The sequence below is a fragment of the Nocardia sp. CWNU-33 genome (genome assembly GCF_046764895.1).
In the GTDB taxonomy this organism is placed as follows: Bacteria; Actinomycetota; Actinomycetes; order Mycobacteriales; family Mycobacteriaceae; genus Nocardia.
In genome coordinates, this window is record NZ_JBKOQN010000028.1 from 63,388 (window position 1) to 87,203 (window position 23,816).

27 protein-coding genes are annotated in these 23,816 nt (G+C 66.6%); 15 read left to right on the plus strand and 12 right to left on the minus strand.

The features are described 5' to 3' along the window. The first annotated feature begins 452 nt into the window (after positions 1–452). The gene (locus ACLMAL_RS29555) at positions 453–1,475 is read left to right on the plus strand and encodes a haloalkane dehalogenase (RefSeq protein WP_412002080.1); all 1,023 of its coding nucleotides are present in this window, start codon (positions 453–455) and stop codon (positions 1,473–1,475) included. Between the two features lie 69 nt (positions 1,476–1,544). Here ACLMAL_RS29555 and ACLMAL_RS29560 read toward each other — a convergent pair whose 3' ends face one another. Further along, a complete protein-coding gene (locus ACLMAL_RS29560; RefSeq protein WP_412002081.1) occupies positions 1,545–2,786 on the minus strand; it encodes a TDT family transporter in 1,242 nt (413 codons plus the stop codon). Between the two features lie 524 nt (positions 2,787–3,310). Here ACLMAL_RS29560 and ACLMAL_RS29565 point away from each other — a divergent pair. Further along, positions 3,311–4,219, plus strand: a complete 909-nt coding sequence (locus ACLMAL_RS29565; RefSeq protein ID WP_412002082.1) for a LysR family transcriptional regulator — start codon at positions 3,311–3,313, stop codon at positions 4,217–4,219. A gap of 25 nt (positions 4,220–4,244) precedes the next feature. Here ACLMAL_RS29565 and ACLMAL_RS29570 read toward each other — a convergent pair whose 3' ends face one another. Then, positions 4,245–4,907 (minus strand): phosphate signaling complex PhoU family protein, encoded by a 663-nt coding sequence (locus ACLMAL_RS29570; protein WP_412002083.1) that lies wholly within the window; start codon positions 4,905–4,907, stop codon positions 4,245–4,247. A 126-nt stretch (positions 4,908–5,033) separates the two neighbouring features. Here ACLMAL_RS29570 and ACLMAL_RS29575 point away from each other — a divergent pair, with 126 nt between their 5' ends. The 7 genes from ACLMAL_RS29575 to ACLMAL_RS29605 all read left to right on the plus strand — a co-directional run bounded on the left by ACLMAL_RS29575 (position 5,034) and on the right by ACLMAL_RS29605 (position 10,090). Beyond that, positions 5,034–5,837: a transglutaminase-like domain-containing protein gene (locus ACLMAL_RS29575; RefSeq protein WP_412002084.1), complete on the plus strand. Its 804-nt coding sequence runs from the start codon at positions 5,034–5,036 to the stop codon at positions 5,835–5,837. Between the two features lie 107 nt (positions 5,838–5,944). Then, entirely contained in the window at positions 5,945–6,307 is a 363-nt protein-coding gene (locus ACLMAL_RS29580; RefSeq protein ID WP_412002085.1) for a nitroreductase/quinone reductase family protein, read from the plus strand. A gap of 99 nt (positions 6,308–6,406) precedes the next feature. Next, a complete protein-coding gene (locus tag ACLMAL_RS29585; RefSeq protein ID WP_412002086.1) occupies positions 6,407–6,781 on the plus strand; it encodes a hypothetical protein in 375 nt (124 codons plus the stop codon). Between the two features lie 103 nt (positions 6,782–6,884). Continuing rightward, complete coding sequence (locus tag ACLMAL_RS29590) at positions 6,885–7,976, plus strand: calcium:proton antiporter (protein ID WP_412002087.1); 1,092 nt, start codon at positions 6,885–6,887, stop codon at positions 7,974–7,976. Between the two features lie 54 nt (positions 7,977–8,030). Further along, positions 8,031–8,243, plus strand: coding sequence for a hypothetical protein (locus ACLMAL_RS29595; RefSeq protein WP_412002088.1), 213 nt, complete (start codon positions 8,031–8,033; stop codon positions 8,241–8,243). 145 nt (positions 8,244–8,388) lie between these two features. Then, positions 8,389–9,186: a hypothetical protein gene (locus ACLMAL_RS29600; RefSeq protein ID WP_412002089.1), complete on the plus strand. Its 798-nt coding sequence runs from the start codon at positions 8,389–8,391 to the stop codon at positions 9,184–9,186. A 22-nt stretch (positions 9,187–9,208) separates the two neighbouring features. Further along, complete coding sequence (locus tag ACLMAL_RS29605; protein ID WP_412002090.1) at positions 9,209–10,090, plus strand: aminoglycoside phosphotransferase family protein; 882 nt, start codon at positions 9,209–9,211, stop codon at positions 10,088–10,090. 211 nt (positions 10,091–10,301) lie between these two features. Here ACLMAL_RS29605 and ACLMAL_RS29610 read toward each other — a convergent pair whose 3' ends face one another. Continuing rightward, entirely contained in the window at positions 10,302–10,928 is a 627-nt protein-coding gene (locus tag ACLMAL_RS29610) for a TetR/AcrR family transcriptional regulator (RefSeq protein ID WP_412002091.1), read from the minus strand. Positions 10,929–11,159: 231 nt separating this feature from the next. Here ACLMAL_RS29610 and ACLMAL_RS29615 point away from each other — a divergent pair, with 231 nt between their 5' ends. Beyond that, the gene (locus tag ACLMAL_RS29615; protein ID WP_412002092.1) at positions 11,160–12,392 is read left to right on the plus strand and encodes a cytochrome P450; all 1,233 of its coding nucleotides are present in this window, start codon (positions 11,160–11,162) and stop codon (positions 12,390–12,392) included. Between the two features lie 70 nt (positions 12,393–12,462). On the opposite strand, the gene ACLMAL_RS29620 is transcribed toward ACLMAL_RS29615, so the two are convergent. Further along, on the minus strand, positions 12,463–13,431 hold the full coding sequence (locus tag ACLMAL_RS29620; RefSeq protein WP_412002093.1) for an SDR family NAD(P)-dependent oxidoreductase: 969 nt from the start codon (positions 13,429–13,431) through the stop codon (positions 12,463–12,465). 230 nt (positions 13,432–13,661) lie between these two features. On the opposite strand from ACLMAL_RS29620, the gene ACLMAL_RS29625 reads away from it, so the two are divergent. Together ACLMAL_RS29625 and ACLMAL_RS29630 are read left to right on the plus strand one after the other, a co-directional pair. Beyond that, on the plus strand, positions 13,662–14,828 hold the full coding sequence (locus tag ACLMAL_RS29625; protein ID WP_412002094.1) for a sensor histidine kinase: 1,167 nt from the start codon (positions 13,662–13,664) through the stop codon (positions 14,826–14,828). 196 nt (positions 14,829–15,024) lie between these two features. Then, positions 15,025–15,693, plus strand: a complete 669-nt coding sequence (locus ACLMAL_RS29630) for a response regulator (protein WP_412002095.1) — start codon at positions 15,025–15,027, stop codon at positions 15,691–15,693. Positions 15,694–15,912: 219 nt separating this feature from the next. On the opposite strand, the gene ACLMAL_RS29635 is transcribed toward ACLMAL_RS29630, so the two are convergent. Together ACLMAL_RS29635 and ACLMAL_RS29640 are read right to left on the minus strand one after the other, a co-directional pair. Next, entirely contained in the window at positions 15,913–16,287 is a 375-nt protein-coding gene (locus ACLMAL_RS29635) for a DUF5313 family protein (RefSeq protein WP_412002096.1), read from the minus strand. Continuing rightward, positions 16,284–16,778, minus strand: coding sequence for a MarR family winged helix-turn-helix transcriptional regulator (locus ACLMAL_RS29640; protein ID WP_412002097.1), 495 nt, complete (start codon positions 16,776–16,778; stop codon positions 16,284–16,286). Before ACLMAL_RS29640 ends, ACLMAL_RS29635 begins: the two co-directional genes overlap by 4 nt. 154 nt (positions 16,779–16,932) lie before the next feature. Between ACLMAL_RS29640 and ACLMAL_RS29645 the strand changes: the two genes are divergently transcribed. After that, positions 16,933–17,301, plus strand: coding sequence for a DUF418 domain-containing protein (locus tag ACLMAL_RS29645; RefSeq protein WP_412002110.1), 369 nt, complete (start codon positions 16,933–16,935; stop codon positions 17,299–17,301). 7 nt (positions 17,302–17,308) lie between these two features. On the opposite strand, the gene ACLMAL_RS29650 is transcribed toward ACLMAL_RS29645, so the two are convergent. Both ACLMAL_RS29650 and ACLMAL_RS29655 read right to left on the minus strand, forming a co-directional pair. Then, positions 17,309–18,481, minus strand: a complete 1,173-nt coding sequence (locus ACLMAL_RS29650) for a cytochrome P450 (protein ID WP_412002098.1) — start codon at positions 18,479–18,481, stop codon at positions 17,309–17,311. Between the two features lie 99 nt (positions 18,482–18,580). Then, entirely contained in the window at positions 18,581–18,772 is a 192-nt protein-coding gene (locus tag ACLMAL_RS29655) for a hypothetical protein (RefSeq protein ID WP_412002099.1), read from the minus strand. A gap of 112 nt (positions 18,773–18,884) precedes the next feature. Here ACLMAL_RS29655 and ACLMAL_RS29660 point away from each other — a divergent pair, with 112 nt between their 5' ends. After that, positions 18,885–19,328: a hypothetical protein gene (locus tag ACLMAL_RS29660; protein ID WP_412002100.1), complete on the plus strand. Its 444-nt coding sequence runs from the start codon at positions 18,885–18,887 to the stop codon at positions 19,326–19,328. Between the two features lie 2 nt (positions 19,329–19,330). Next, positions 19,331–19,486: a DUF6131 family protein gene (locus ACLMAL_RS29665; RefSeq protein ID WP_412002111.1), complete on the plus strand. Its 156-nt coding sequence runs from the start codon at positions 19,331–19,333 to the stop codon at positions 19,484–19,486. 19 nt (positions 19,487–19,505) lie between these two features. Here ACLMAL_RS29665 and ACLMAL_RS29670 read toward each other — a convergent pair whose 3' ends face one another. From ACLMAL_RS29670 to ACLMAL_RS29685, 4 genes are all read right to left on the minus strand, one after another. Next, the gene (locus tag ACLMAL_RS29670) at positions 19,506–20,240 is read right to left on the minus strand and encodes a VIT family protein (protein WP_412002101.1); all 735 of its coding nucleotides are present in this window, start codon (positions 20,238–20,240) and stop codon (positions 19,506–19,508) included. Positions 20,241–20,250: 10 nt separating this feature from the next. Further along, the gene (locus ACLMAL_RS29675) at positions 20,251–21,843 is read right to left on the minus strand and encodes a GMC oxidoreductase (RefSeq protein WP_412002102.1); all 1,593 of its coding nucleotides are present in this window, start codon (positions 21,841–21,843) and stop codon (positions 20,251–20,253) included. A gap of 96 nt (positions 21,844–21,939) precedes the next feature. After that, positions 21,940–22,557 (minus strand): YdcF family protein, encoded by a 618-nt coding sequence (locus ACLMAL_RS29680; protein ID WP_412002112.1) that lies wholly within the window; start codon positions 22,555–22,557, stop codon positions 21,940–21,942. A 173-nt stretch (positions 22,558–22,730) separates the two neighbouring features. Further along, the gene (locus ACLMAL_RS29685) at positions 22,731–23,747 is read right to left on the minus strand and encodes an AraC family transcriptional regulator (protein WP_328410058.1); all 1,017 of its coding nucleotides are present in this window, start codon (positions 23,745–23,747) and stop codon (positions 22,731–22,733) included. Positions 23,748–23,816: the final 69 nt, after the last annotated feature.

Consider the following 23,816-nt stretch of genomic DNA (forward strand, 5'->3'; position numbering starts at 1 on the left):
AGACCGGGGTCCGTGCCCAGCGTTCGAGGCCGATGAGGGAGGTCTCGGGCGCTTGTCGCACGACCGGCTCGTCGTGACGGTTTACGGATAGCTGTCGGGCGGCGAAGTGCGCGGATCTGCGTGTTGCCGATGCACCGCGTACCTCCGTTCAATCGCCCCGCTTCCTACGTAGGAAGATAGTAGGTGCTCGCGGATCTCTTTGCAATAACGGGACCTTCCGGGCGACTGCGCCAGTTGGGTGGCGGTAGAAGTTGAAATTGCTACTATCTGAGTACGGAAATGCCGCTCATCTGCGGATGTGTATGGCGGTAGCGGCGGGGTCGGCCACCATCGCTCGCCATTGGGTGATGAGCATCACGGTGGTGCTGCGGGTAAAGCGGTCACAGCAGCCCGAAGTTGTGTGTGCAAACCAGGTGAAGGCAGAAAAGCTGGATCCAGGAAAGGCGCACATCATGGCTACCGTCGACGTTCTCGACTCGTTCATCAACTACATCGACCTCGGCACCGGCTCTGTTCCGGTGGTGTTCCTGCACGGCAACCCGACCTCATCGCACCTGTGGCGCAACATGCTCCCGCACGTCACGGGCCAGGCTCGCTGCCTCGCCCCCGATCTCATGGGCATGGGCGCATCGGGTAAGCCGGACATCGACTACCGACTCGACGACCACGCCCGCTACCTCGATGCCTGGTTCGATGCGCTCGGCCTGGACGAGGTCGTCCTCGTCGGGCACGACTGGGGCGGGACGCTCGCGATGGACTGGGCCGCACGGCATCCCGGACGCGTGCGCGGTGTCGCGGTGATCGAGACGTTCCTGCGGCCGATGCGCTGGGAGGAACTGCCGCAGGGCTCCGCAGGCATGTTCCGCAAGTTCCGGTCTGCCGAAGGCGAGCGGGCCGTGCTGGAAGACAACCTCTTCATCGAGTTCAACCTGCCGAAACTGATCGCAGGCCTGACCGACGCCGATCTCGACGCCTACCGCGCGCCCTACCCGACCCCCGTCTCGCGCAGGCCGATGCTGGCCTGGGCCCGCGAATTTCCCCTCGACGGGGCTCCCGCCGATGTCGTGCAGCGGGTGCTCGACTACGGACAGTGGATGGCAGAAAGCGTGAGTGTGCCGAAACTGCTGATGAAGGTGGAACCCGGCGTCGGCCTCGGCTCGCCGGAGATCATCGAATGGCCTGGCCACCTTCCTGCGCTCCACCTGCAGTCTGGCCGAACCGAAAGCATTCTGCCGCTGCCAACGCCGAGTGGAGAAGGCCGTCGCGATCGGCCGCATCCACCCCGGCAAAGCACAACTTGCGAACCATCCCGTCATCCCCGGTGGCCGCACTCTCGCCGAGGCTGCCGCCCAAATGCTGCGTCTCACCGACGCCGCAGGCGTAATCCGTGCCCACCCGGACTACGCCGCGCCGCAGGCAAAGATGGACGCGATCACCGGACTCCTGCGATCCGGCCGCTTCCCCTACTGGACTGAGCACTTGCCGATGCGCTCGAGTGGATTGTGTGCGCGTGACCAGAAGGACCGGCCCCCATGACGGCGTGATCAGGCGGTGACGGGGGCGGGGCGGAGCAATGTTCCGGCCAGCAGGCCGCGGGCGGTCCGCACTGCCACTACTGCCCAAGCGCCGACCAGCACGATGTACAGCGCCACAGCGGAGGCCGCGAACAGGTCGGCGCCGGTGTGGCTGTAGAGGATGGTGCTGCCGCTGATGCAGGTGCCGAGGGGGAAGGTGAAGCCCCACCAGGTGAGGTTGAATTTCAGTGTGCCCGCGCGGGCGGTCTTGGCGGTGATCGCGACAGCGAGCGCCAGCCACAGCATGGCGAAGCCCCAGGTGACGACGCCGAAGATGACCGAGAAGACGGTCAGGCCCTTGGCGTAGAGGTCGGGCAGGGCGGCGGGGGCGGCATTGGCCAAAAGACCTGCGGCGGTGATGGATTGGCCGAGCGGGCCGAGCACGAGCCACAAGGTGGGAACCATGCCTTTTTCGGGGATGCCGTAGTGCACCAGCCGGGACCAGATCATGGTGATGGTGACGAGCGCGGCGATCAGGCTCATGCCGAACATGGCCAGGCACAGCACAATCATGGTCAGTCGGGGCTGGCCCGCGGGGACATAGGGCACCAGCAGCGCACCCATGCCAGCCGACACCATCGGCGGCACAACGGGCATCAGCCATCCGCCGAACGCGGCGTCCGGCTCGACGTGGTGATGGGTGAACATGCGGTAGGGAATCACGCACGCGGTCAGCAGCCCGAGCACGGTGCCTGCCGACCACAGCACCCAGTCCACGGTTAACGCCGCCGACAGGCCGATCACATCGCGACCGAGCAGCAGCGTGCCCGCACCGACAGTCAGCAGCGCCATCGGGGGAGCACCGAAGAATTGCGACATCACCGGGTGGTTCCACTGGTCACGCGCCGATTCGGGAAAACGCACCCACTGCACCATCCACGCCGAACTCAGCACCACGAGCAGCAGCGCGGCCAGCACCCACACCACAGTCGCCGCACCCCGCAGCCCGGGGAACTGCAAGGGCAGCGTGGCGGCAGCGTTGCCGACAATCCCGGTCCCCATCACAGTCGCGAACCAGTTCGGGCCGAGATGCCGCAGCCCCGCCCGGCGGCGCAGTGGTTCCTCCCGCAAGGCACTGAGCCGGTGCTGCTCGGCAGCGCCGAGCATGTCTTCGTGCACGGCTGCGAGGCGGCCGCGACGCGTGTCGTCGTGGTCGAGCTCGCCGAAGAGACGCCGCGATCCGGCGGGGTGAGAAGTCACTGTGGCGGTCATGTCTCCAGCGTCGCCGCTGGCGGACGTTGCGAGTAGGCACCGCGCTCCTATGGATGCATAGACTCGTTCTATGTCCAGCCGTCGCGACGGCCCAGCGTGCGAAGAAGTTGGCGATAGATAGCCACATTTGGACGTTGTAGCTCACCATCTGTCACAAGACGCCGCACAGGTGGTTGAAAGCTGCGGCACCCTGACAGCTCGGCGAATTAGAGCTGTCAGGCGCATGATCACGGTTCCGCTGCAAGCGGTCTTTGCGGACACCGAAGTAGTAGCTGACCCCTGTGGATGTGGCACCTGTGACGATTGCAATCGCAGCACTGTAGCGCGCAAGCGTGGCTAGGGGTTACGTGGTGCCGTGCGATCCACGACGTGCGGTTCAGGCGTCGGACCACCTGCACCGCAAGAGGATTCGCGCGTATGCCGCTCGCATCGACGGCACACCCTGGTGTGAGCACACTTCGCTGCTGCGTGCTGCCGATTGCGTTCCGAAGGGCTATCGGACACCGATGACATAGACTCGATCTATGCCGCTGTCGCCGCGCGTCCCAGATCTGGCTGCCCTCGACCTGCTGCTCTCGGTAATCGAGCTGGGCAGCCTGGGCCGGGCCGCAGAGGCGCACGGCATTAGTCAGCCGTCGGCGTCCTCGCGCATCCGCTATCTGGAGAAGCTTGTCGGCCTGCCGGTGCTGGAGCGCACGACGCTCGGCTCCCGGCCCACACCCGCGGGTGCGCTCATCGCTGAATGGGCGCGCGCTGTGGTCGACGCCGCCGGGCAGCTCGACGCGGGCATCGACACTTTACGGGCCGAACGTGACTCCCGCCTTCGTGTTGCTGCCAGCCAGACCGTCGCGGAGTACCTGTTCCCCGGCTGGCTGATGACCTTGCGCGCCGCCGCTCCCGACACCACCATTGCCTTGGAATCCGGCAATTCCGTCGAGGTCGCGCACGCCGTGCTCGACGGCAAGGCCGCGATCGGATTCATCGAGAGTCCGCAGAACTTCCGCGGCATCGAAAGTCATACCGTCGCGCGGGACCACCTGGTCGTCGTGGTGGCCCCGCAGCACGGCTGGGCCCGGCACGATGCGGTCGCCCTCGAAGCACTCGCCGAAACCCCGCTGATCCAGCGCGAAGTCGGGTCGGGCACCCGAACCTGGTTCGAGCATGCGATCTCGCGCAGCATCCCGGGCTGGCAGCCGACCGTTGCGCTGGAGCTGTCCTCGACGACCGCCATCAAAACCGCGGTCGCCACCGGGGTGGGTCCCGCCGTCCTCAGCTCGTTGGCCGTCGCCGCGGAGATCACCGCAGGCACCCTGGTCTCGCCTACCGTGACCGGCCTCGATCTCGCCCGCACTCTGCGTGCCATCTGGCCGAGCGGTCAGCGCCTGACCGGCCCCGCCCGCGATCTCTACACCATCGCTCGCCGCACCCAGTAGCGCTGCTGCAGAGTCGAGGCCGAAATCAGGGGGCATCCTCGGGCTGCGCCGTCGGCGGAATCCCGGTGTCCAGGAAGCGGATCAGTCGATCGATACGGGCGGTGTGGTCGACGCAGCGTTCCAGGTGATTGCCGACGAGGGCGATATCGATGGAGGCATCGGTGGGCCCGGACCACACCGGGCCGGTGAGTGCCGCGTGCAGTTGCTGGTGCAGTTCGTCCATGGCGGGTGCGTCGGATGCCGGTTCGGCAGGCGGTTGATGGCCGGTGGCGACCGCTTGGCCGGCGATGGCGGTGCGGTGCGCGGCGAGCCGGCCCATGGCCATCAACAGGTCCATGATGGGCCGCGGGGCAACGGGTTCAGGGTGGGATTTGTAGACCTGCTCGGCGGCGCGGCTGATCAGCGTGCCGATTCTGGACAGTTCGCTGGCGATCTGGATGGCGGTGACCACATGGCGCAGGTCTCTGGCGACCGGCGCTTGCAGCGCGAGCAACACCACGGTCCGCGCCTCGCAGGCGCTGTACATCTGCTGTAGCTGCTCGTCGAGCGCGAACACTTCGTAGGTGGCGGTGAGGTCGGCGTCGGCGAGCGCATCGGTGACCCGCTCGGCGGCATCGTGGGCGAGCCTGCACATCAGCGTCAAGTCATTGGTCAACGCGACGAGCTCGCGAGTGAACTGGGTCCGCACCGGCAAATTGTCGCCTATCCGCGCCCAATCGAGTACTCGAAAGGTTATTCGGCCGCCGCATTGGCCGGAACTCGCAGGCTGTGGCATTAGAACTGGAAAGATTCGCCGGGTGCGGGAGACTGTGGAATGAAGCGTGACGTCTCGGCGCAGCTGGAAATCGCGGTCTCCGGGCCGACCACCCTCGAGTTCCAGATCGCCGTGGCCCGACAGCCAGGCATCGAGCTGACCGAGTCGCTGGTGTTCGACCTCGACGGCCGCAGGATCGCGGCGCAGGAAATCCTCGGTCCGCACGGCACGCGCATTCACAAATTCGAGGTCGGCACCGGCGCGCTGCAAGTGCGCTACAGCGCAACAGTCTTCGGTACCGCGATAGCCGAACCGATATCGGACTACGACCTCGCGATATACCTGCGGCCGAGCCGTTTCGTCGAGTCCGACAAACTGCTCGGATTCGCCGCAGCCGAATTCCCCAGCGGCGCAACGCCTGCGGACCTTGCTGCCATCGTGTCGTCGTGGGTCGGCCGTCGTGTCCGTTATGTCGCCGGCAGTAGCGACCCCATCGATGGCGCGGTGGAGACACTGCTGGCCGGGGCAGGCGTGTGCCGCGACTTCACCCATCTGCTGGTGGCATTGTTGCGTGCGCTCAAAGTGCCTGCGCGCTTGGTGTCGGTGTACGCGCCGGGGCTGTTTCCCATGGACTTCCACGCCGTCGCCGAGGCATACATCGATGGCGGATGGCGGGTTCTCGATGCCACCCATCTCGCCCCGCGCTTATCGCTTATCCGCATCGCCACCGGCAGGGATGCCTCCGACGCCGCGTTCCTCGACAATCACGGCGGCGAGGTCTATGTGAGCAATATGCAGGTGAGCGCCACCATCGACGGCTACCTACCCTTCGACAACGGCACCGCCCCTGTCACGCTCTGGTGAGCATGGACCGGGCGGTCGGTGCCGCTGCCCGTGATCGGGCACTCTGCCGAGGCCGGATTCGGTGTTACCGTCGACATGTGCCGAAACGCGATATTCAACATCGAGTGGTGACGGCTTTTCAACGGCGGATCGGCAATCCGATCCTGCGCAGGCTGCCGAGTCAGCAGCTGCTCGAGACCACCGGCCGGGTGAGCGGTCGGCCGCGCAGCACGCCGATCGGTGGACGGCGGATCGGCACCGAATTCTGGCTCGTTTCGGAATTCGGCCAACGCTCCCAGTACATCCGGAATATCAACGCGAACAACCGAGTCCGAGTGCGCCTGCACGGCCGGTGGCACACCGGCACCGCACACCTTCTGCCCGAGGACGACGCCCACGCGCGCCTGCGCCAACTGCCGAAAGTCAACAGCTCGGCCGTCCGATTGGTCGGCACCGACCTGCTGACCGTCCGTATCGATCTGGACGACTGAGGAGCCGCACGAGCCTCTGAGCTCGCGCGCATGAATGACGAACAAGCCGCAGCCGTCAACGCATACCTCGATCAACTCTTGGCAGCTCGACTCGGCGCGATGGAACGTCAGGCACGTCGTCGCGAGTGGATACTCGCCACCATCGTTGCCCTGATCGTCGGCGTGGCCACGACCATGTGTCGCATTTCTTCGGCTTCTGAGAACGCGATCGGCTCGTCGAGCTGTGGACGGGCGTGCGTCGGCACCAGGATATGGCGTGGTGCCGACTGGGTTGGCGCGAAACTCGCAGCCGCGCAGGGTATCTCGCAAGAGGAGCTGTTAGAGGCCCTCCCGGAACAGTTCGACATCGCCTCGCGCCGGATCTCCGAGCCGCAGGAGGTTGCGGCGCTTATGACCTTCCTCGTCTCCGGAAAGGCCGCCAACATCGTCGGCGCCGACCTGGTCATCGACGGCGGGACGATCAAGACGAGCTGACCCTCCCGGCCATACCGGCCCCGCGGCCCGCGACGTTATCGTCGCTGCATGATCACGATCGTCCGTAACCGAGTGCGGACAATTTGCTGACACGATGGTGGGCATGATCCGTGCGTCGACTACCCGCTGGACCGTGTTCGTGCCCCTTCTTGCCGCCGCTGCGCTGGCCCTGACCTGGGGGCGAAGTCTGCATTCGGTGGGTGTGATCATCGTGGTCGCGGCGTTGATGGGCGCGGTTCTCGCGGCGGTGCGGCACGCGGAGGTGGTTGCGCATCGGGTGGGGGAGCCGTTCGGATCGCTGGTGCTCGCGGTCGCGGTGACGGTGATCGAGGTGGCGCTGATCGTCACGCTGATGAGTTCGGGCGGCGAGAAGACCGCCTCACTTGCGCGCGACACGGTGTTCGCGGCCGTGATGATCACCTGCAACGGGATCTTCGGTCTGTCGCTGTTGGTCGGCGCGCTGCGCAGGCGGGTCGCGGTGTTCAACGCCGAGGGCACCGGTGCGGCGCTGGCCACGGTGGCGACGCTGGCCACGCTCAGTCTGGTTTTGCCGACGTTCACCACGAGCAAGCCGGGTCCGGAGTTCTCGACCGCTCAGCTGGCGTTCGCCGCGGTGGCCTCGCTGGCGCTGTACGGGTTGTTCGTCATGGTGCAGACGGTGCGTCATCCCGACGACTTCCTGCCGGTCGAGGGCGACGGCGTGGTCACCGACGACGATGTCTGTGACGAGCGGCCGTCGGTGCGTGTCACGCTGATCAGCCTTGCGTTGCTGCTCGTTTCGCTGATCGGTGTCGTCGGGCTTGCCAAGGTGGTGTCGCCGTCCATCGAGTCGACGGTCGCGTCCGCCGGGCTGCCGCAGTCGGCGGTCGGTGTGGTGATCGCGCTGCTGGTGCTGTTGCCGGAGACCCTCGCCGCGGTGCGGGCCGCCCGTCGCGACCAGGTGCAGATCAGCCTGAACCTCGCGCTCGGTTCGGCGATGGCGAGCATCGGCCTGACCATCCCGGCGATCGCGCTGGCAAGTATCTGGCTAGAGGGACCGCTGGTGCTCGGTCTCGGTGCCACCCAGATGGTGCTGCTCGGTTTGACGGTTGTGGTGGGTGTGCTCACCGTCGTTCCCGGTCGGGCGACGCTGCTCCAAGGTGGCGTTCACCTGGCGTTGTTCTCGGCTTTTGTGTTCCTGGCCGCCAGTCCGTAGCGGCCGCGACCGGAACCATGAATAACTTGGCCGCGCGTGGTCAACGACGAGTAAGTGGCGAGGGGTCACGTCGCACCGCTGCTGAACATCTTGATCATTTGGATGGCGAAGGTCGGTCCGGAGCTGAAGTCGCTGATGCCGGGCTTGCGGCCGCTGACCGATGCGGTCACCGCCACCGCGCCACGCATCGACCTCGGCAGCCTGATCGGTCAGGCCCTGCACGAGACCAGTGACGACTCGATCAAGGTCCGCGTCACCGTCAAGTAGTCGGCGAATTTTAGGCATCCTGACCTTGGTGGCTTCTACCTGCGGCGACACGGCGTGTCGAAGTTGATCTTTTGCTGCGCAACTTTCGGTAACCTGCCACCTGGCGAGCTTTTCGTGACGGTGTAGTCCCAACGAAGGCGGTGCGATGGTGGAATCCGGCGGCAGTTCGGAGCCCGGCGGCGGAACCGACAACACGCGGATGTTGGTCATCGCGGCCGTACTCACCGGGGTGCTCGCATTGGTGGTCGCGGTCGCACTGGTCCTGCGCGCCGATCAGCAAGCCGATGACGACAAGAACACTCCGTCGGCGACGTCCACCTCGACCACGGCGCGGCCGACTGCAACGTCCGGGGCCAGGCCCGTGCTGCCGCGCGTCCAACCGGTGCGTCGGATCGGTGACGACTGCTCACACGACAACGTCGTCGCCCAGTGGCATCTGCGTGATGGGATATGGGTGTGTACCCCGCAGGAGCAGGGGCCTGCGGAACATCGGATCGGTGACGACTGCTCACACGACAACGTCGTCGCCCAGTGGCATCTGCGTGATGGGATATGGGTGTGTACCCCGCAGGAGCAGGCCCCTGCAGAACATCGGATCGGGGACGACTGCTCCGCGGGTGGCATTGTCGCCCAGTGGGGTCGGGCCCCTGACGGGCTATGGGTGTGCGCCCCGCAGGAGCAGGGCCCTGCAGAACATCGGATCGGGGACGACTGCTCGGCGGGTGGCATTGTCGCCCAGTGGGGTCGGGCCCCTGACGGGCTATGGGTGTGCGCCCCGCTGCAGCAGGGGCCTGCGGAACATCGGATCGGTGACGACTGCTCGCACGGTGATGTCATCGCGCAGTGGGGCCGCACCCCGCAGGGGCGTTGGGTGTGCATTCCACCAGCGCATGGCGGCGAGGAGCCCGCGCCGCCGCCCGCGGTATCAGGCGAAATTCGATAGACACGGCTGAGATGCTCGATGGGTGATTGTCGTCCCGGACTTCTTTGCCAACCGCTTAGTCGACATGGAACCAGAGGCGGAGGCCTGGCTCGATCGGCTGCCCGAACAAGCCGCCGAATACGCCGACCGCTGGCAGGTGCGCATTGTCGGTGAGCCGATGCACGGATACGCGGGCGTCGTACTGCCGGTGCTCGCAAGCGACGGCACTCCCGCCGTCCTGAAGCTCAGCTATATCACCCCGGAAACCCGCGACGAGCCACTTGCCCTCGCCGCTTGGCAGGGGCAGGGCGCGGTGCAGTTGCTCGACAGCGACCCCGAACACAGTGTGCTCCTGCTCGAGCGCCTCGACCCCAGCCGGTCGTTGGACACCGAGCCGATCGATGAGGCGGTGCCGATCATCGCGGGCCTGCTGCGCCGCCTCGCCATCCCCGCGCCATCCGGCCTTTCCCGCGACCTCAGGACCGAGGCCGCACGCTGGGCCGAGGAATTGCCGAGCGAATGGGAGCGACTCGGCTCCCCCTTCCCACGCAAGATGCTCGACGCCGCCATCGAGGTGTGTCGTCAACTGGGACCGACCGCGGACCACCTACTGGTGAACGAGGACCTGCACTTCGAGAATGTGCTCGGCGGTTTCCGCGAACCCTGGCAGGTCATCGACCCGCAGCCGCTCGTCGGTGACCTCGAATTCACTATGCTCTCGCTGCTGTGGAACCGCCGTACCGAGTCCGTCATCGACGACCGCTTCACCGCCATCGTCGCCATCGCGGGCCTCGACGCCGAACGCGCCCGCGCCTGGACCCTGTTCCGCGCCGTCCAGAACTGGCTCTGGTTCGTGGCGGACGAGGACACCGAAGATTTCGGCTGGCCCGCTGTCCAAGCCATCGCCCCCTGGGCGATGCGCTGAACCCCCGGCAATGAAACGAAAGCTGGCCCGGCACATCACCCGCCCGGCCCCCGCCCCGTCGCGTAATCAGTTGCGCGCGAACACAACCGTGACCAGACCGCCCGACAAGTCTGCGACCCGCCGCCTGATTCGCCGCCGGTGAGCTGTGCGTGGGTCGCCATCGTCGAAACTTGCCCGAGTCGGTATTGCCGGTAGGCCCCTACCACGGTTTTCACCGGGTGAAGGCGGGGCTGACGAATCGGTCGACGAGGGTGCGTTCGGTGGTGGGATCGCTTGCGGGCCAGAACAATAGCGACAGCACTACGCGGACGATCCATTGTCCGGCGGCCGGGTCGTCGGCGGTTGCGGTGAGGGTGGTCGCGGCGTCCGCGAGTCGGGGGTTGCCCGCAAGGAAGGTGTCGACTTCCTGCGGCGTGGTTGCGGCGAGGAAGGCGACTGCTACCGGGTCGGCACGGACGGCGTCGAGGGCGGCGAGGATGGCTGCCGCGACGCGATCGGGGCCGGTGAGTGTGGCGATCGAGTGCTGGATGGTCACGGCGATCCGGGTGGTCGCGGCCGTGAGCACGGCTTCGCGTAAGGCGGACTTGCCGCCGACGTAGCGGTAGACGGTGGCGCGGGAGCAGCCCGCGTGCGTGGCGACGTGGTCGATGTTGAGTCCGGCCATGCCGTGGCGTGCGATCAGCTCGGTCGCGGCCGCGTGGATGCGTTCGACGGCGAGCGCGTTGCGGTCGCCGCCGGCCAGCCAGTCCGGCGGTGGCCCCGAACGGACACTCTTGGAGGCGACCGACAGGGATCGGCGCGTTTCGGTAGAAGGTGTCCGGGTCGGCCGGTCGGGCATCGCCGAGCTCCTGTTCTGCGGCAGATACGGTTGAACAATTTTGTCTCACATTGAGACATTTTGAAAGTAGTATCCCCGGTGGTCCGCAGATGGGCGATCTGCCTGAGAAAAGGTGTGACCTGGTGATTCGAGGTCCGTTTCTCAGTTTTCCGAGGCTATTGACGAGGGTGGTCGGGGCGCGAAATCTGGTGTGTGAAAGCAGATATCGTGCGTGGAGGAAAGGCGGATCGGATGACCCGTGCGTTGGATGAGATCGATGTGTTCGACCAGGGGTTGCTCGACGATCCGTACCCGCTGTACGAGCGACTGCGCATCACCGCACCGGTGCACCGAGTCGCCGATACCGATTTCTACCTGGTGAGTCGCTGGGATCTGGTCATGGAGGCGACCACCCGGGTCACCGACTTCTCCTCGAATCTCACCGGCGCGCTGGTGCAGCAACCCGACGGCACGGCCGCGGTGTTCGACCTGGACGGCGGCGGCCGGGCCGTGCACGTCTTGGCCACCGGCGACAATCCCACCCACATGGCGCATCGCAGGGTGGTGCTGCCCGCCCTCGTCGCGAAACGTATCCGAGCGTTGGAGCCGGCGATCGCCGCGAACGTGGATCGGCTGTGGGAGGACGGTTTTCGCGACGGTCGCATCGAATGGATGTCGGCACTGGCCGACCGGCTGCCGATGATCATGGTGGCAGGCCTGATCGGTTTGCCCGACGAGGATATTCCGCAGCTCGTGGCCTGGGGTTACGCCAGCACCGAGCTGCTCGGTGGTGTGGTGACGACCGAGCGTCTCGGCGTCGTCGTCACTGCTGCTACCGAACTCGCCGGATACCTGCATCGACAGTTCATGTCCGCGTGCGCCCACCCCGGTGACAACCTGCTCGGCGACCTCGCGAAAGCCTGTGCCGCAGGCGAACTCGAGACTGAGGTCGCTGTGCTGATTCTCGTCCAGCTGGTCGGCGCGGGCGGCGAATCCACCGCGGGCCTCATCGGAAACGCCGCGCGACTTCTCGCCACCGATCCCACCCTCCAGCACCGGCTGCGCGAGGACCAGGACCTTCTCGTGCCGTTCCTGGAAGAGGCCCTCCGGCTGGAGTCGCCGTTCCGTGCCCATCACCGGCATGTCGTCGTCGACACCACCCTCGGCGATGTCGCCCTCCCCGCAGGTAGTCACCTGCTCCTGCTCTGGGGTGCCGCCAACCGAGACCCCGCGGTCTTCCCCGACCCCGACGAGATCCGCCTCGACCGCGCCACCCGCAATCACCTCGCCTTCGGCAAAGGCATCCACTTCTGCGTCGGCGCCACCCTCGCCCGCCTCGAAGCCGAATTTGCGCTGCACACCCTCCTGACTCGCACAGCCTCGTTCCAGATCGCCTCGGAACATACAGCCGCCCAATGGGTTCCGAGCATCTTCGTCCGGCGTCACCACAGATTGTCCTTGGTGATCGATCGAAACCTGCCGTAGTCGAACGACTTCCACAGATCGGCTGTCCTGCGGCACAACCCGCAACCAATCGTGGGGCGTGGCGTGTGGGTCAGGCGTGGGCGGTCTTGCCGCCATCGATGACCAGTTGGGCGCCGGTGAGGTAGGGGTGCTCGTCGGAGGCGAGGGTCAGTGCGAACGAGGCGATTTCCTGTGGGGTCGCCAGGCGGCCGAGGCCAGGGACGTTGGACTTGGCCCACTGTTTCATCAGGACCTGCCAGGCATCGTCGGGGAGGGCTTCCATGCCCGCGGCGCGGCGGACCAGCTCGGTGTCGGTGGTGCCGGGGATGAGGGTGTTGACGCGGATGCCGTCGGCGGCATAATCGAGGGCGGCGGATTGGACCAGACCGGCGAGGCCGCGCTTGCTGGCTGTGTAGGCGGCGCGGCTCGAGTCCGTGGCGAGGGCGTTGCTGGACGCGGTGACGACGATGGTGCCGCCGCCCGCGCGCAGCAGGTGCGGCACTTCGTACTTGATCGCGAGGAAGGTGCCGCGCAGGTTGGTGTGCAGCACCCGGTCGAACTCCTCGGCGCTGTATTCGTGCAGCTTCTTCTGAATGGTGATCCCGGCATTGTTGAACGCCACGTCGAGGCGACCGTAGGTGCGCACCACAGCGTCGACGAACTCCCGTACATCGTCTTCTACGAGAACGTCGGCACGAAAATAAGTGGCCTCACCGCCGGCCGCGCGGATCTCCTGCTCCACCGCCCGGCCGCGCTCGATCCGCCTGCCGCAGAACGCGACTCGGCCACCCTCGGCCGCGAACAGTCGAGCGGCGGCCGCGCCGATCCCGGACGTCGCGCCCGTGATCAGCACAACCTTGTTCTCGAAACGGCGCAACCCAGACGGAGGAAAAGCGGGCGGATTCGAATTCGCGCCGAGCGCCACCCCGCCCGCGAGCCCGGCCGTCGCACCGACCACCAGCCCGGAGGCGGCAGCCAAGCCGAACAGCTTGCGCCGGTTGGGCTTCCCCGAGGACACCTCGGAAGTTGCTGTGTCGATGTCATTCGCGTCGTGTGTCATGCCACAACCGTCGCCGACACGCGCGCTGACCGATTCCCTCGATGAGCCCGAGTCGCGGCCTCGAGTAGGGCGGGCGGCTCCTCCCGCGGAAGGAGTCGGATCGGTTGACTGTGGACGGCCGCATGGGTTGCCGAGTTGGCGGGTTTCGTCGACATGTCGGCCGGTAGGAGGAGCGATACTCCTCCAGCGGGAGGAACCGGGTGGCGCGGATGCAGGGCATCATTGTTTGCGTGGTGGATTCGGCAGGTGTGACTCGCGGGTTCGAGTGGGCCCTCGATGCGCGGTCGCTGCCGGTGCGGTTGATCGCGCTCGGTGGGGCAGCGGTGGGGTGCCTGCTGCTGCTTTCGGATGCACCTGGGCCGGTGGACTGGGTGATCGGCCTGCTGGCAGTGCTGGCCACGGTGGGGGGAGTGGGCTGGCCGCTGGTCACTTCGCTCGTCACGACCGGGCTGCTCGCTGTCGGGTTCGAGATCGGCCAGGTGGGGCCGGTGGTTGCCAAGGTCGCTGCCGCCATCGCCCTGATCGAGCTGGCGGCGCGGCGGAGCGGGTGGCAACCCCTGCTGGCGTCAGCGGCATTGGGTGGCGCGTATCTGTTGCATCCGGCGGGGATCCTCGCCGCGACCGGTTATCGCGCACTCGTCATGGCTGGTGCGCCGCTGCTGATCGGCAGTTTGCTGCGGACGGCGCGTGAGGGTGTGGAACGGGCCAGGCGGGAGGCGGGGGAGCTCACGCTGCGCCGCGAGTCCGATATCGCGGCGGCGCGGGCGTTGGAGCGCACCGCCATCGCCAGAGAGCTGCACGACCTTATCGCCCACCATGTTTCGTCTACCGTGCTGCGGGTTGGAGTGGCCAGGCATGCGGTCTCCGATGCGCCGCCCGCTGTGCGCGAGGTGCTCGACGACATCCACGCCAGCGGCATCGAAACCCTCGCCGACCTGCGGCTGCTCGTATCGATCCTGCGCGATCCCGACACCGTAGGCGAATCCTTCGTCGCACCAACGGATTTGCCCGCAGCTCTGACCGGCGTCGCAGACCGCGCCGCGCAACTGGGCCACACCGTCGAGGTGCACGTAGACGACGCCGTCACCACCGTCGACGCGCTCCGCGCGCTGACGCTATTGCGCCTCACTCAGGAAGGCATCGCGAACATTGTGAGACACACGGCCCCGGGCACGAAAGCACGGTTGACCATCGATGTCATCGATGACGGCACCGTCGATTTCGTGTTATGCGACAGGGGGATGCGCACCGAACCGAACGGAACCGGCCACGGCCTCGGCCTGGTTGGGCTGCGCGAGCGAGTCGAACTACTCGGCGGTGAGTTCACCGCGGGGCCAGGTGATATGGGGTGGCAGCTGGTCGCACGACTGCCCGCCGCAGCACGGGTGTCGACGTGAGTGTGTCGTTTTGGAGGGCGATTTGGTGTCTGGTTGTGCACCTGTCCCGGCTTGGCGCGGGTGGCGATGCGAGCGTGCACCTCTGGAGGGTGATGTGGTTGCCACGTTCGTCGGTGCGGTGGTGGCGATCGGCTGCGGTTGCCGATGATGGCTTGGCATCGGCCGCGGGGCGACGTGCTGTGACAGGGTGCGGGTCATGACCATTCGGGTGCTCATTGTCGACGACCAGCAGTTGGTGCGGGCCGGGTTGCGGATGCTGTGCCAAACCGATGGTGAGCTCGAGGTGGTCGGGGAGGCAGCCGGTGGTGGGGACGCGGTTCGGCTGGCCGAGCAGTTCGCGCCGGATGTCGTGCTGATGGATCTGCGGATGCCGGGCATGGATGGAATCCGTGCCACCGAAAGGATTCTCGCGACTCGCCCCGCGATCCGGATCATCGTGCTGACCACCTTCGACGACGACGATCACCTCTATCCGGCGCTTGCGGCGGGCGCCTGCGGATTCCTCGTCAAGGATGCGTCTCCGACCGACCTGCTCGCCGGCATCCATCGCGCGGCTGCCGGCGAATCTCCATTCACCCAAGCCATATTGCAAAGATTGGTCGGCTCGGCAGTAGCCGCACGGCTGGCGACGAGTGTGGAAAACCGGGCGAATTCCACCGCGCCCCAGGGTCTCACCCCACGCGAGGGCGAGGTGCTCGACCTTGTCGTCACCGGTCTCTCCAACGCCGAGATAGCCGACCGACTGCACCTGGGTGTCACCACGGTCAAAACCCACATCGCCAACCTCATGGCAAAAACCGGCGCCACCAACCGAGTTCGACTCGCCGTGCTCGGCACCCGGGTCCACCAGCCGGGGCCGGAGTAGTGCCAGCGGTGTCGATCTTGCTCGGCACGTGTGCTAGGTGCACATCGGCGACGGCAATGCCATTCGCTGCGCATCGGCGATAAGGTGGCCCTTGACAAGGGCAACAGTCAAGACGACCTCGACAACGCGATCGGTGAGTTGACGCTCGTCTCGGACCGTTGACTAGCAGGGCGTTCGATCCCCGTCGGGCCGGCTCGTTCCGGGCGCTGCCGATAGCGCTCAGTGTGGGTGCTGCGCAGCGTATCTCGCGCGTTCGATGGCCCGCCGCCGTGCGCGTTCCGGGTTTTCCAGATCGGCGGGCAGGCCATGCTCGGCGAGCCGGTGGGCGCGGTTCATCGGCATGAAGGCTACGGTGTAAAAGAGCGCGAGCAGCACTGCGAGCAGGACCATCGAGCCGCGGAGCCATAGTTCGCCTGGAAACAGCAGGAACACCGCGAACAGTGGGGTGAAGGGGACCATGCCGCGCAGGAGATGGCGTGGGGCGGCGTATTTTCCGGTGAGGTCGTTGCGGACCCAGCCGCGCAGGGAATCCGGGAGGCGGCGGCCGAAGGCGTAGCCGATCCATTGGATCGGGTTGGGGCGTGCCTGGCTCATCGGCGGACTCCTGTCGTTGTGCCGGAAGGCTTTTCGTCATCACCAAGCAAAGCTCGCCGGGCGGCCTCGTTGACCCGGTTGAGGACGTCGCGCAGTTCTTCCAGATCCGACATCGGTACGCCCAGGCGCGCCACCACGGCCGGCGGGATCTGCTCGGCCTGCTTGCGCAATGCGATACCGGCTGGGGTCAGGTCGACCAGCAGGTTTCGCTCGTCGCGCAGATCGCGGGTCCTGGTGATCAGGCCGGCCGCTTCCAGTCGCTTGAGCAGCGGAGACAGTGTCGGGGAATCCAGCTGGATCGCCTCGGCAATCGCCTTCACCGGCATCGGCGCCTCGCCCCACAGCGCAAGCATCACCAGATACTGCGGGTGGGTCAGCCCGAGCGGTTCGAGTAGCGGGCGGTAAACGCCGAGCACTGCGCGGTTGGCGACGGCCAGCGCGAAACATACTTGCCGATCCAACTGCAGTGGGTCGTTGATCCGAGTCTCCATTGGTCCTCCTGGTTCCCCGGTATGTTAGCGCATTAATAGTTAGTGCATGAAGTAAATGTGCGCGACACCTCATCGCCGCAGCGCCGGCAACACGCCGGATTTCGATAGCGTGTGCGCGCGAGTGACGACGCTGTCACGCCGCGTCCGCGGATCCATGAGCTCGACGCCGTGCGCGGGCTGGCGCTGTGCGGAATTCTGGTCGTCGGTATCTGGCAGATCACCGATATGTCGGCGGGGCCGGATGGCGCTGACCAACTATGTTTCGGCCACCGCGCTGATCCTGGTCGCCGACCCGTGGCTCGGCCTGTCCGGCTCCACCCGCTACGGATCGCTGCTCGGTTCGGCGGCCGCGATCATCGTGGAGCAGGCGCTGTTCAGCTACTACTGGCTGCGCTGGTTCCGCTACGGCCCGATCGAATGGATCTGGCATTGCCTCACCTGGTGGCAGCTCGTGCCCAACCGGTGCACCCGCGACGAACGACGGCAACGCGCCGGCATGGCCGGTGTGCCGCAGCGGTGGTGACGTGCCGTCAGCCGAGCTTCACCGGCAGCGTCAGCGGACCGCGATGCCTGAACCCGGAGCGCCACACTATTTCTCGTGGTGACACCGTAAGTGTTGTGCCGGGCCATCGGGTGAACACCGCGTCGAGGGTGGCGCCGGTGATGGTGCGCACCAACGCGGTGCCGAGACAGGAATGGATGCCGTAGCCGAGGCCGAGGTGTGGGTTGCGCTTGCGGCCGAGATCCAATTCGCCCGGCCGCGTGAAGACGCGGGGATCGTGGTTGGCCGCGGCCAGGCACAGCAGCACCGTCTGACCGGACCGAATCGTGTAGTCGCCGAACCCGATGTCGGCGGTCGCGAAGCGAGGTCCCGCCAGCACCTGCGGCGACAGGTACCGCAGCAACTCCTCGACGGCGGGCTGCCTGTTTGATGCGGAGTGCAGTGCGGGCAGCTGGTCGGGGTGGTTCAGCAGCGCGAGGATCGAACCGGCGAGTAGATCGGTGAGCACCTCGTACCAGACGAACAGCAGGTAGAACAGCAGTCCGGCAAGCTCTTCCGTGGACGGCGACCCGGTGTCGTCATGGGCGGCGACCACTCTGCCGAGCAGGGTGTCGGCCCGCTCCGCCCGCGCCTGCTCGGTTGCCGCGGTGATGATGGACTGCATCGTCGCAAGCGTGTCCCTGGCGCGTGGGGGAGCGGCGGAGGCGAGCAATGTCGAATTCGCCCACGCCGCAAGTGCTTCCCGCTCGTCGGACCCGAGACCGAGGAGTTCGCCGAGCACCGCGGCGGGCAGCGGCACCGCAAGCCGTTCGACCAGATCGACTTCCGTATCGGAATCCACTTTCCGCAGCAGCGATTCGACCAGCAATGGGGCGAGTCGGTCCCACTCGGTCAGCCGTCGCGGCGAGAGTTCGCCGGTCACCAGCTTGCGCAGGCGCGCATGATCGCCGGGTGCCGTGACGAGCAGTGCGTCCAGTGGTGGCGGGACCGCGAAGCCCCGGTAGTCCGTGCGGCCCGCGGTGCGAACGTCGCTGGTCAGCCGGTCATCCAGCAGGCCGGCCCGCACATCGTCGTATCGCGTCACCAGCCATGCGGGCGGACCGTCCGGTGTCCGCACCCGGTGCACACCGCCGTCGCGCCGCAGCTGGTCGAGCACCGGCCACGGGTCCGCCGCGAACTCGGCATCGAAAACTTCTTTCACCAGTCACCATCCCCGTTGTCCGCCAACATTTCCCGTCGGCGCCGACGCGCACCAAAGTACACGCGACCGCGCCGCCTCGATCTCGGGCGACGCTGGTCGCTACCTGGCGGCCACGCCGGCCGAGCGGATCGCGTCCAGGACTTCGCCGTAGCTGAGTGTCGAGTTCACGGTGATCGTTTCCGCCACCCGGTCGACGTCGACGGAATCCACCCCGCCGAGGCCGAGCAGTGCCTGTTCGGCGACCTTGGCGTCTTGGTCGGAGTAGTTGGGCAAATCGAACGTGTAAGTCATGTGACGGACTTATCCCGACCCCGAGTGCTCAAACATTTCGACGCCCGTTGTTTGACTCCTGAATTACCGGGAATAGCGGAGTTGTAACACCAACCAGTGCATCGGGATTGTCATGATCATAATTATCGGACTCGTCGTATTGATAGCCGCGGTAATCATCGGCGTTGCCGGGGTAGCGGCCAATATGGGCGAAGTAAGCACGTCCACGAATGATTTCGCCATGTTCGACTATCACTTCACTGCCGACGCAGGCCAGCTGTTCGGCTACGGAGCTGCCGTCGGGGCCATCGGGATGCTCGGGCTGAGCCTGCTGCTGGCCGGTGTCTGGCGCAGTTCTCGCCGTGGCATGGCGACGCGACGCGAGCTGCGAAAGACCCGCAAGGAGGTGGCTGCGGTACGCCGCAACGCGCCACCTGACGCCACCCCACCGCCGCCCGCAGCACCGCCTGCCTCGCGACCGGCAAGCCCGCCGCCGAGCGGTAAGCCGGCCTGGAGCTGGAACCGGTTCATGCGCCAACCGTCCGGGGACGCCCCGGTCGAAACAGTAAGGAAATGACCATGATTGTTTTAGGGCTTATTCTGCTTGTCGTCGGATACCTGCTCGGTATTTCATTGCTCACCACCGCGGGAATCATTCTGCTGATTATCGGAGCGGTGCTCTGGATCGCCGGATCGGTGGGTCGCCCTGTCGGCGGCCGGCGTCACTATTACTAGAACGTCGACCGGCGGTGATTCAGATCCCGGACACATCGGCGAGCTGGCCAATGGCATAGGTGACTGCCATGGCCAGCGCGCCGCCGATGACAACGCGCACAACGGCCCGGCCGCGATGGCTGCCGCCGAGGCGGGCGCTGACCGAACCGGTGATCGCCAACGCCACCAGCATCGACCCGAAGGTCACCGGAATCCGAGCCGTGGTGGGCGGCAACATGATTGCCAGCAGCGGCAGCACCGCACCGAGGATGAACGAGATCGCCGAGGAGATGGCCGCCTGCCACGGATTGGTCAACTCGTGTGGGTTCAGCCCGAGCTCGGCCTCGGCGTGCGCGGTGAACGCGTCGTGCGCGGTCAGCTCCGCGGCGACCTGACGCGCGGTGGCCGCCGACAAACCCTTGGCCTGATAGATGTCGGCCAGTTCGGCAAGTTCGAAATCCGGCTCATCCCGCAGCTCCATGCGCTCTTTGGCCAACAGCGCGCGCTCGGAGTCGCGCTGGGTGCTGACCGAGACGTACTCGCCGACCGCCATGGAGATCGCGCCCGCGCTGAGTCCGGCGATGCCCGCGGTGAAGATAGCCGACGGACTTGTCGTCGCCGCGGCGACGCCGACGACAAGACCCGCGGTCGACACGATGCCGTCGTTCGCGCCGAGCACGCCCGCGCGCAGCCAGTTCAGCCTCGACGCCTGGCCCTTGGCGTGCGGCTCGTGCGGATGCGGCGCACCTCTGCCCGGACTGGTCGTCTCGTCCATGAGTCGCACACTATGTCAAAGTCCGCAAAGTATCAGCCAGCCGAACCGCCAGCGCCACGATGGTCAGGGTCGGATTGGCGTGCCCGGTGGTCGGGAACACCGAACTGCCTGCAATGAACAGGTTGTCCACGCCGTGCACCCGGCACTCGACATCGACGACACCGGCGCGGGGGTCCACCGACATCCTGGTCGTTCCGGTCGGATGCGCCCAGTCGGTGAGCTGCAGCGGCAACGCGCTGGCTTCGCGCGCCCAGTCGTAGAGCGCGGGTGCCGGGAAACCCAGACGAGTGAATTCGTCGATCGCGAGTGCGGCCGCGCGGCGAACTGTGGAGTCCTCCTGTGTATTGACCCGCCAGTCGATCCGGGCCAGCGGCATGCCGAGCCGATCGGTGCGGTTGGTCAGCATGACGCGGCTGTCCGGGTTGGGTGCCTGTTCGACCATGCAGCGCAACTCGATTCGGTCGAGTTTGTGCGGCAGCCCCGTGTGCTGGATGAGCCTGCGCCGCGCACCGGACAGCAGTAAACCCGAATGGGCGAGTGCCACCTTCGCGTCGTGCGCGGTGCCGCGGCCGCGCAGTAGTTGCTTCACCGAATCCCATGGATCGTCCTCGGCGGGCACCTCTTGCAGCCACAGCGCGCAATTGAGCAGGCCCTCGGTCGCCTGGACCTCGGGTGATAGCGCGATACCGTGCAGAAAGGTGTGTTTGCCGTGCGGTGTCTTGACAATGTATTTGCCGAAACGTTCCAGCGCACTGTCCGCGACCGCCGGGTCGAGCGCACCGACCGCGCCACAGCGGTGGTCCATCAGATAGCGCCCGACCAGGTTGTGCCGGTTGCCGATGCCCTCCGGCCGGACGCGCCGCGAGGCGAGCAACAGGCGTGGATTTCCGATGCCGCCGGTGGCGAGCACGAACATCGCGGCCCGCACCGTTCGCGGTCGCGGATCGGCGCCCGCGACCTGCAACGAATCCACCCGAGCGCCATCCTGATCGGTATCGATATGGGTGACAGTGGCGTTGACGAGTACGCGGACATTCGGCGCGACAAGGTCTTTCACATGCGCGCCGAATCGCTTGCAGTCGAACGGGTCCACCGGATCCCGGCTGATCTGCCAGAAGTAGGGGCGCAAGCGCGTCGGATCCAGTGCATCGGGCGGCTGTGGGCGACCGGCCAACTGCCAGAACGCGTCATCGGTGAAGCCGCTGCCATAGCCGATCCCGATGTGCTCGGCGGCCCGCTCCAGGAACGGTTCGAGCTCACCTGCGCCGATCGGCCAGCCCGAGTGGGCAACCCAGGGGCGCCTGCTGAAATCGAGCTCGTCGAGCAGCCCGCAGCGTCCGCTCCAGGTGTGCGACGCGCCGCCCAGAATCCGATCGCCCGCGACCCGCGTCAACTGGGCTCGGCGCGCACCCACATTGTCGATATCGGCGAGTGCATCCACCTCCTCGGACAATTCGAGGCCGCCGCTCTCCAACACCAGCACTCGCCGCGGTGTGCCGGCCAGCTCGGCAGCGAGGGTCAACCCTGCCGGGCCGGACCCGACGATGCATATATCAGCGGACAATTCGTCGTCCCCGACCGATCGCAAATCATCGATACGCAACGGAGGTCCTCTCCCGCAAAACACCCCGGCCACGAACCCCCCTGGCAGGCTCGCGTCCGTTCACTGTAAAAGCCGGGCCGGACTTTTGCCGGTGCTTCAGCAGCCCCCGCTGAAGAACGCGCGTATATAGCCCGCGGACTGTCGGACATACATCCAGGTCCAGAACTTCACGCCGGAGTCGCTCGGGCTCGCCACCATGGTCAACTCGCCGCCGAAGCACTTGCTCACGATGTACCTGGCCCGCGACACATGCGGGGTGTAGGTCACCACGATGATGTGGCGCCAGCCGAACAACTGTGCCCGGCGCCGGATTTCGCGTGCCTCACCGTCGGTCGTCCACGGATCCGGGACGAAACAGTCGACCTGGAAGTCGAATCGGCCGGCGCAGTACTTGTCCATCGCGTGGTCGTTGATGCCGGTCGATCGCGAGATCAGCAACTGCGGGGCGTATCCGCGGCGCGCGAGATCGAGACCCATATCGAAGCGTTCGTAGGCTGTCCCGCCGAGGACCACGATCGCATCCGCCTTCCGCAGCGGATCTGTCTGCGGATGGATATAGACCGGCACGCCCGCCAGCCCGAGAACGACGAGCAGGGCGAGTAGCGCACCCCACCGCAAACCAGCTCGTCGAAGGCCGGGCACGCGTCGACGATACTCGAGCTCGGGCAGTGGACGGCGCTGTAAGTACGTGGCTCGGAACGAGTATGACCTGATCCGCGGCTTGTCGGGCGTCGGTTGTGGTAGGGGCTCGGGCCGGGCGTCGTGGTTCAGCTCGTCGTCGGAGACAGCGGTCATACCGACCAGCGTGCCATCGGGTGCGACAGTGCGGGCGGTTCGCGCTGGCAGGCAGGCTTCGGCTTTGCCACAAGGGCTCCCGGTCGGTGGGGCTAGGGCCGGCCGGGGGTGCCGTCGCGGCGGATGGCTGTGGGGGTGGTGGCCCACCAGCGGCGACAGCTGCGGGTGAGGGTGGCTTGTTCGGAGAGGCCGATGAGGGAGGCGACCTGGCTCATGGGCATGTCGGTGGTGGTGAGGTAGCGGCGGGCGGCGTCGCGGCGGACGTCGTCGAGGATGGCGGCGAACGAGGTGCCCTCGGCGGCGAGGCGGCGTTGGAGGGTGCGGGGGTGAGCGGTCAAAAGTCTCGCTACGGCGCCGATTTCGGGGGGCGTGGTGCCGAGTAGCTGCTGGACGGCGGCGCGCACCTTGGGGACCAGGGATGCGTTTGCGCCGCCGGACTGCTCGGCAAGAAAAGCCATCGCCAGGCGGTGCAGATTTTCGTCGCCACCGCTGAGCGGACGTGTTGCGAGGCTGCTCGGCACCCGCAGGACCGCCGCGGGACGGTTGATGCGCACCGGCGCTCCGAAGAGTTCTTCGTAGGTGTGCAGCGGCGCCTCCGGGCGGTAGGGGAGTTCGACCGAGCGCAGGCCGTAGCGATCCTCGACCAGGCGTTGAATCGTGCGGTGCACGAATGCCAAGCCGAGGTCGGTGCCTTGAATGGGGGTCGGATCGCCGGGTGGCACGCCGTAGCGCAGGGCAATCACCCCGCGATCACCGTAAGGGTCGGGTTCGAGGATCAGGCTGAGTGAGCGGGCGTGCAGGAACAGGTAGCGCGAGGAGCATTCGACGACATCGGCCAGGGTCGGTGAATTGCGGATGGCCAGTGCCAGCGGGCCCAGCATGTCGAGATCCTGGCGGCGCGCGATGCGCAGGCCGAGGTCGGGGCAGTCGAGCCGATGCGCTGCCAGCTCCAGGACCGCCGCGACGGCCTGGTCGGGTACCAGCAGGTCGTCGGCGTCGAGTGCGGCAATGGGCAGGCCGCAGGCGGTGGCGAACTCCTCGGCGTTTCCGCCCAGCTCGGCCACCGTGGCGCGAAATCCGCGTAGACCCGCGGATCGAATCACCGACATGTCGCTCAGAATCAAATACTTGTCGTGCAAAGTCAAGAAGCTGCCCCTGAACCCTCCCACACTGGAGTC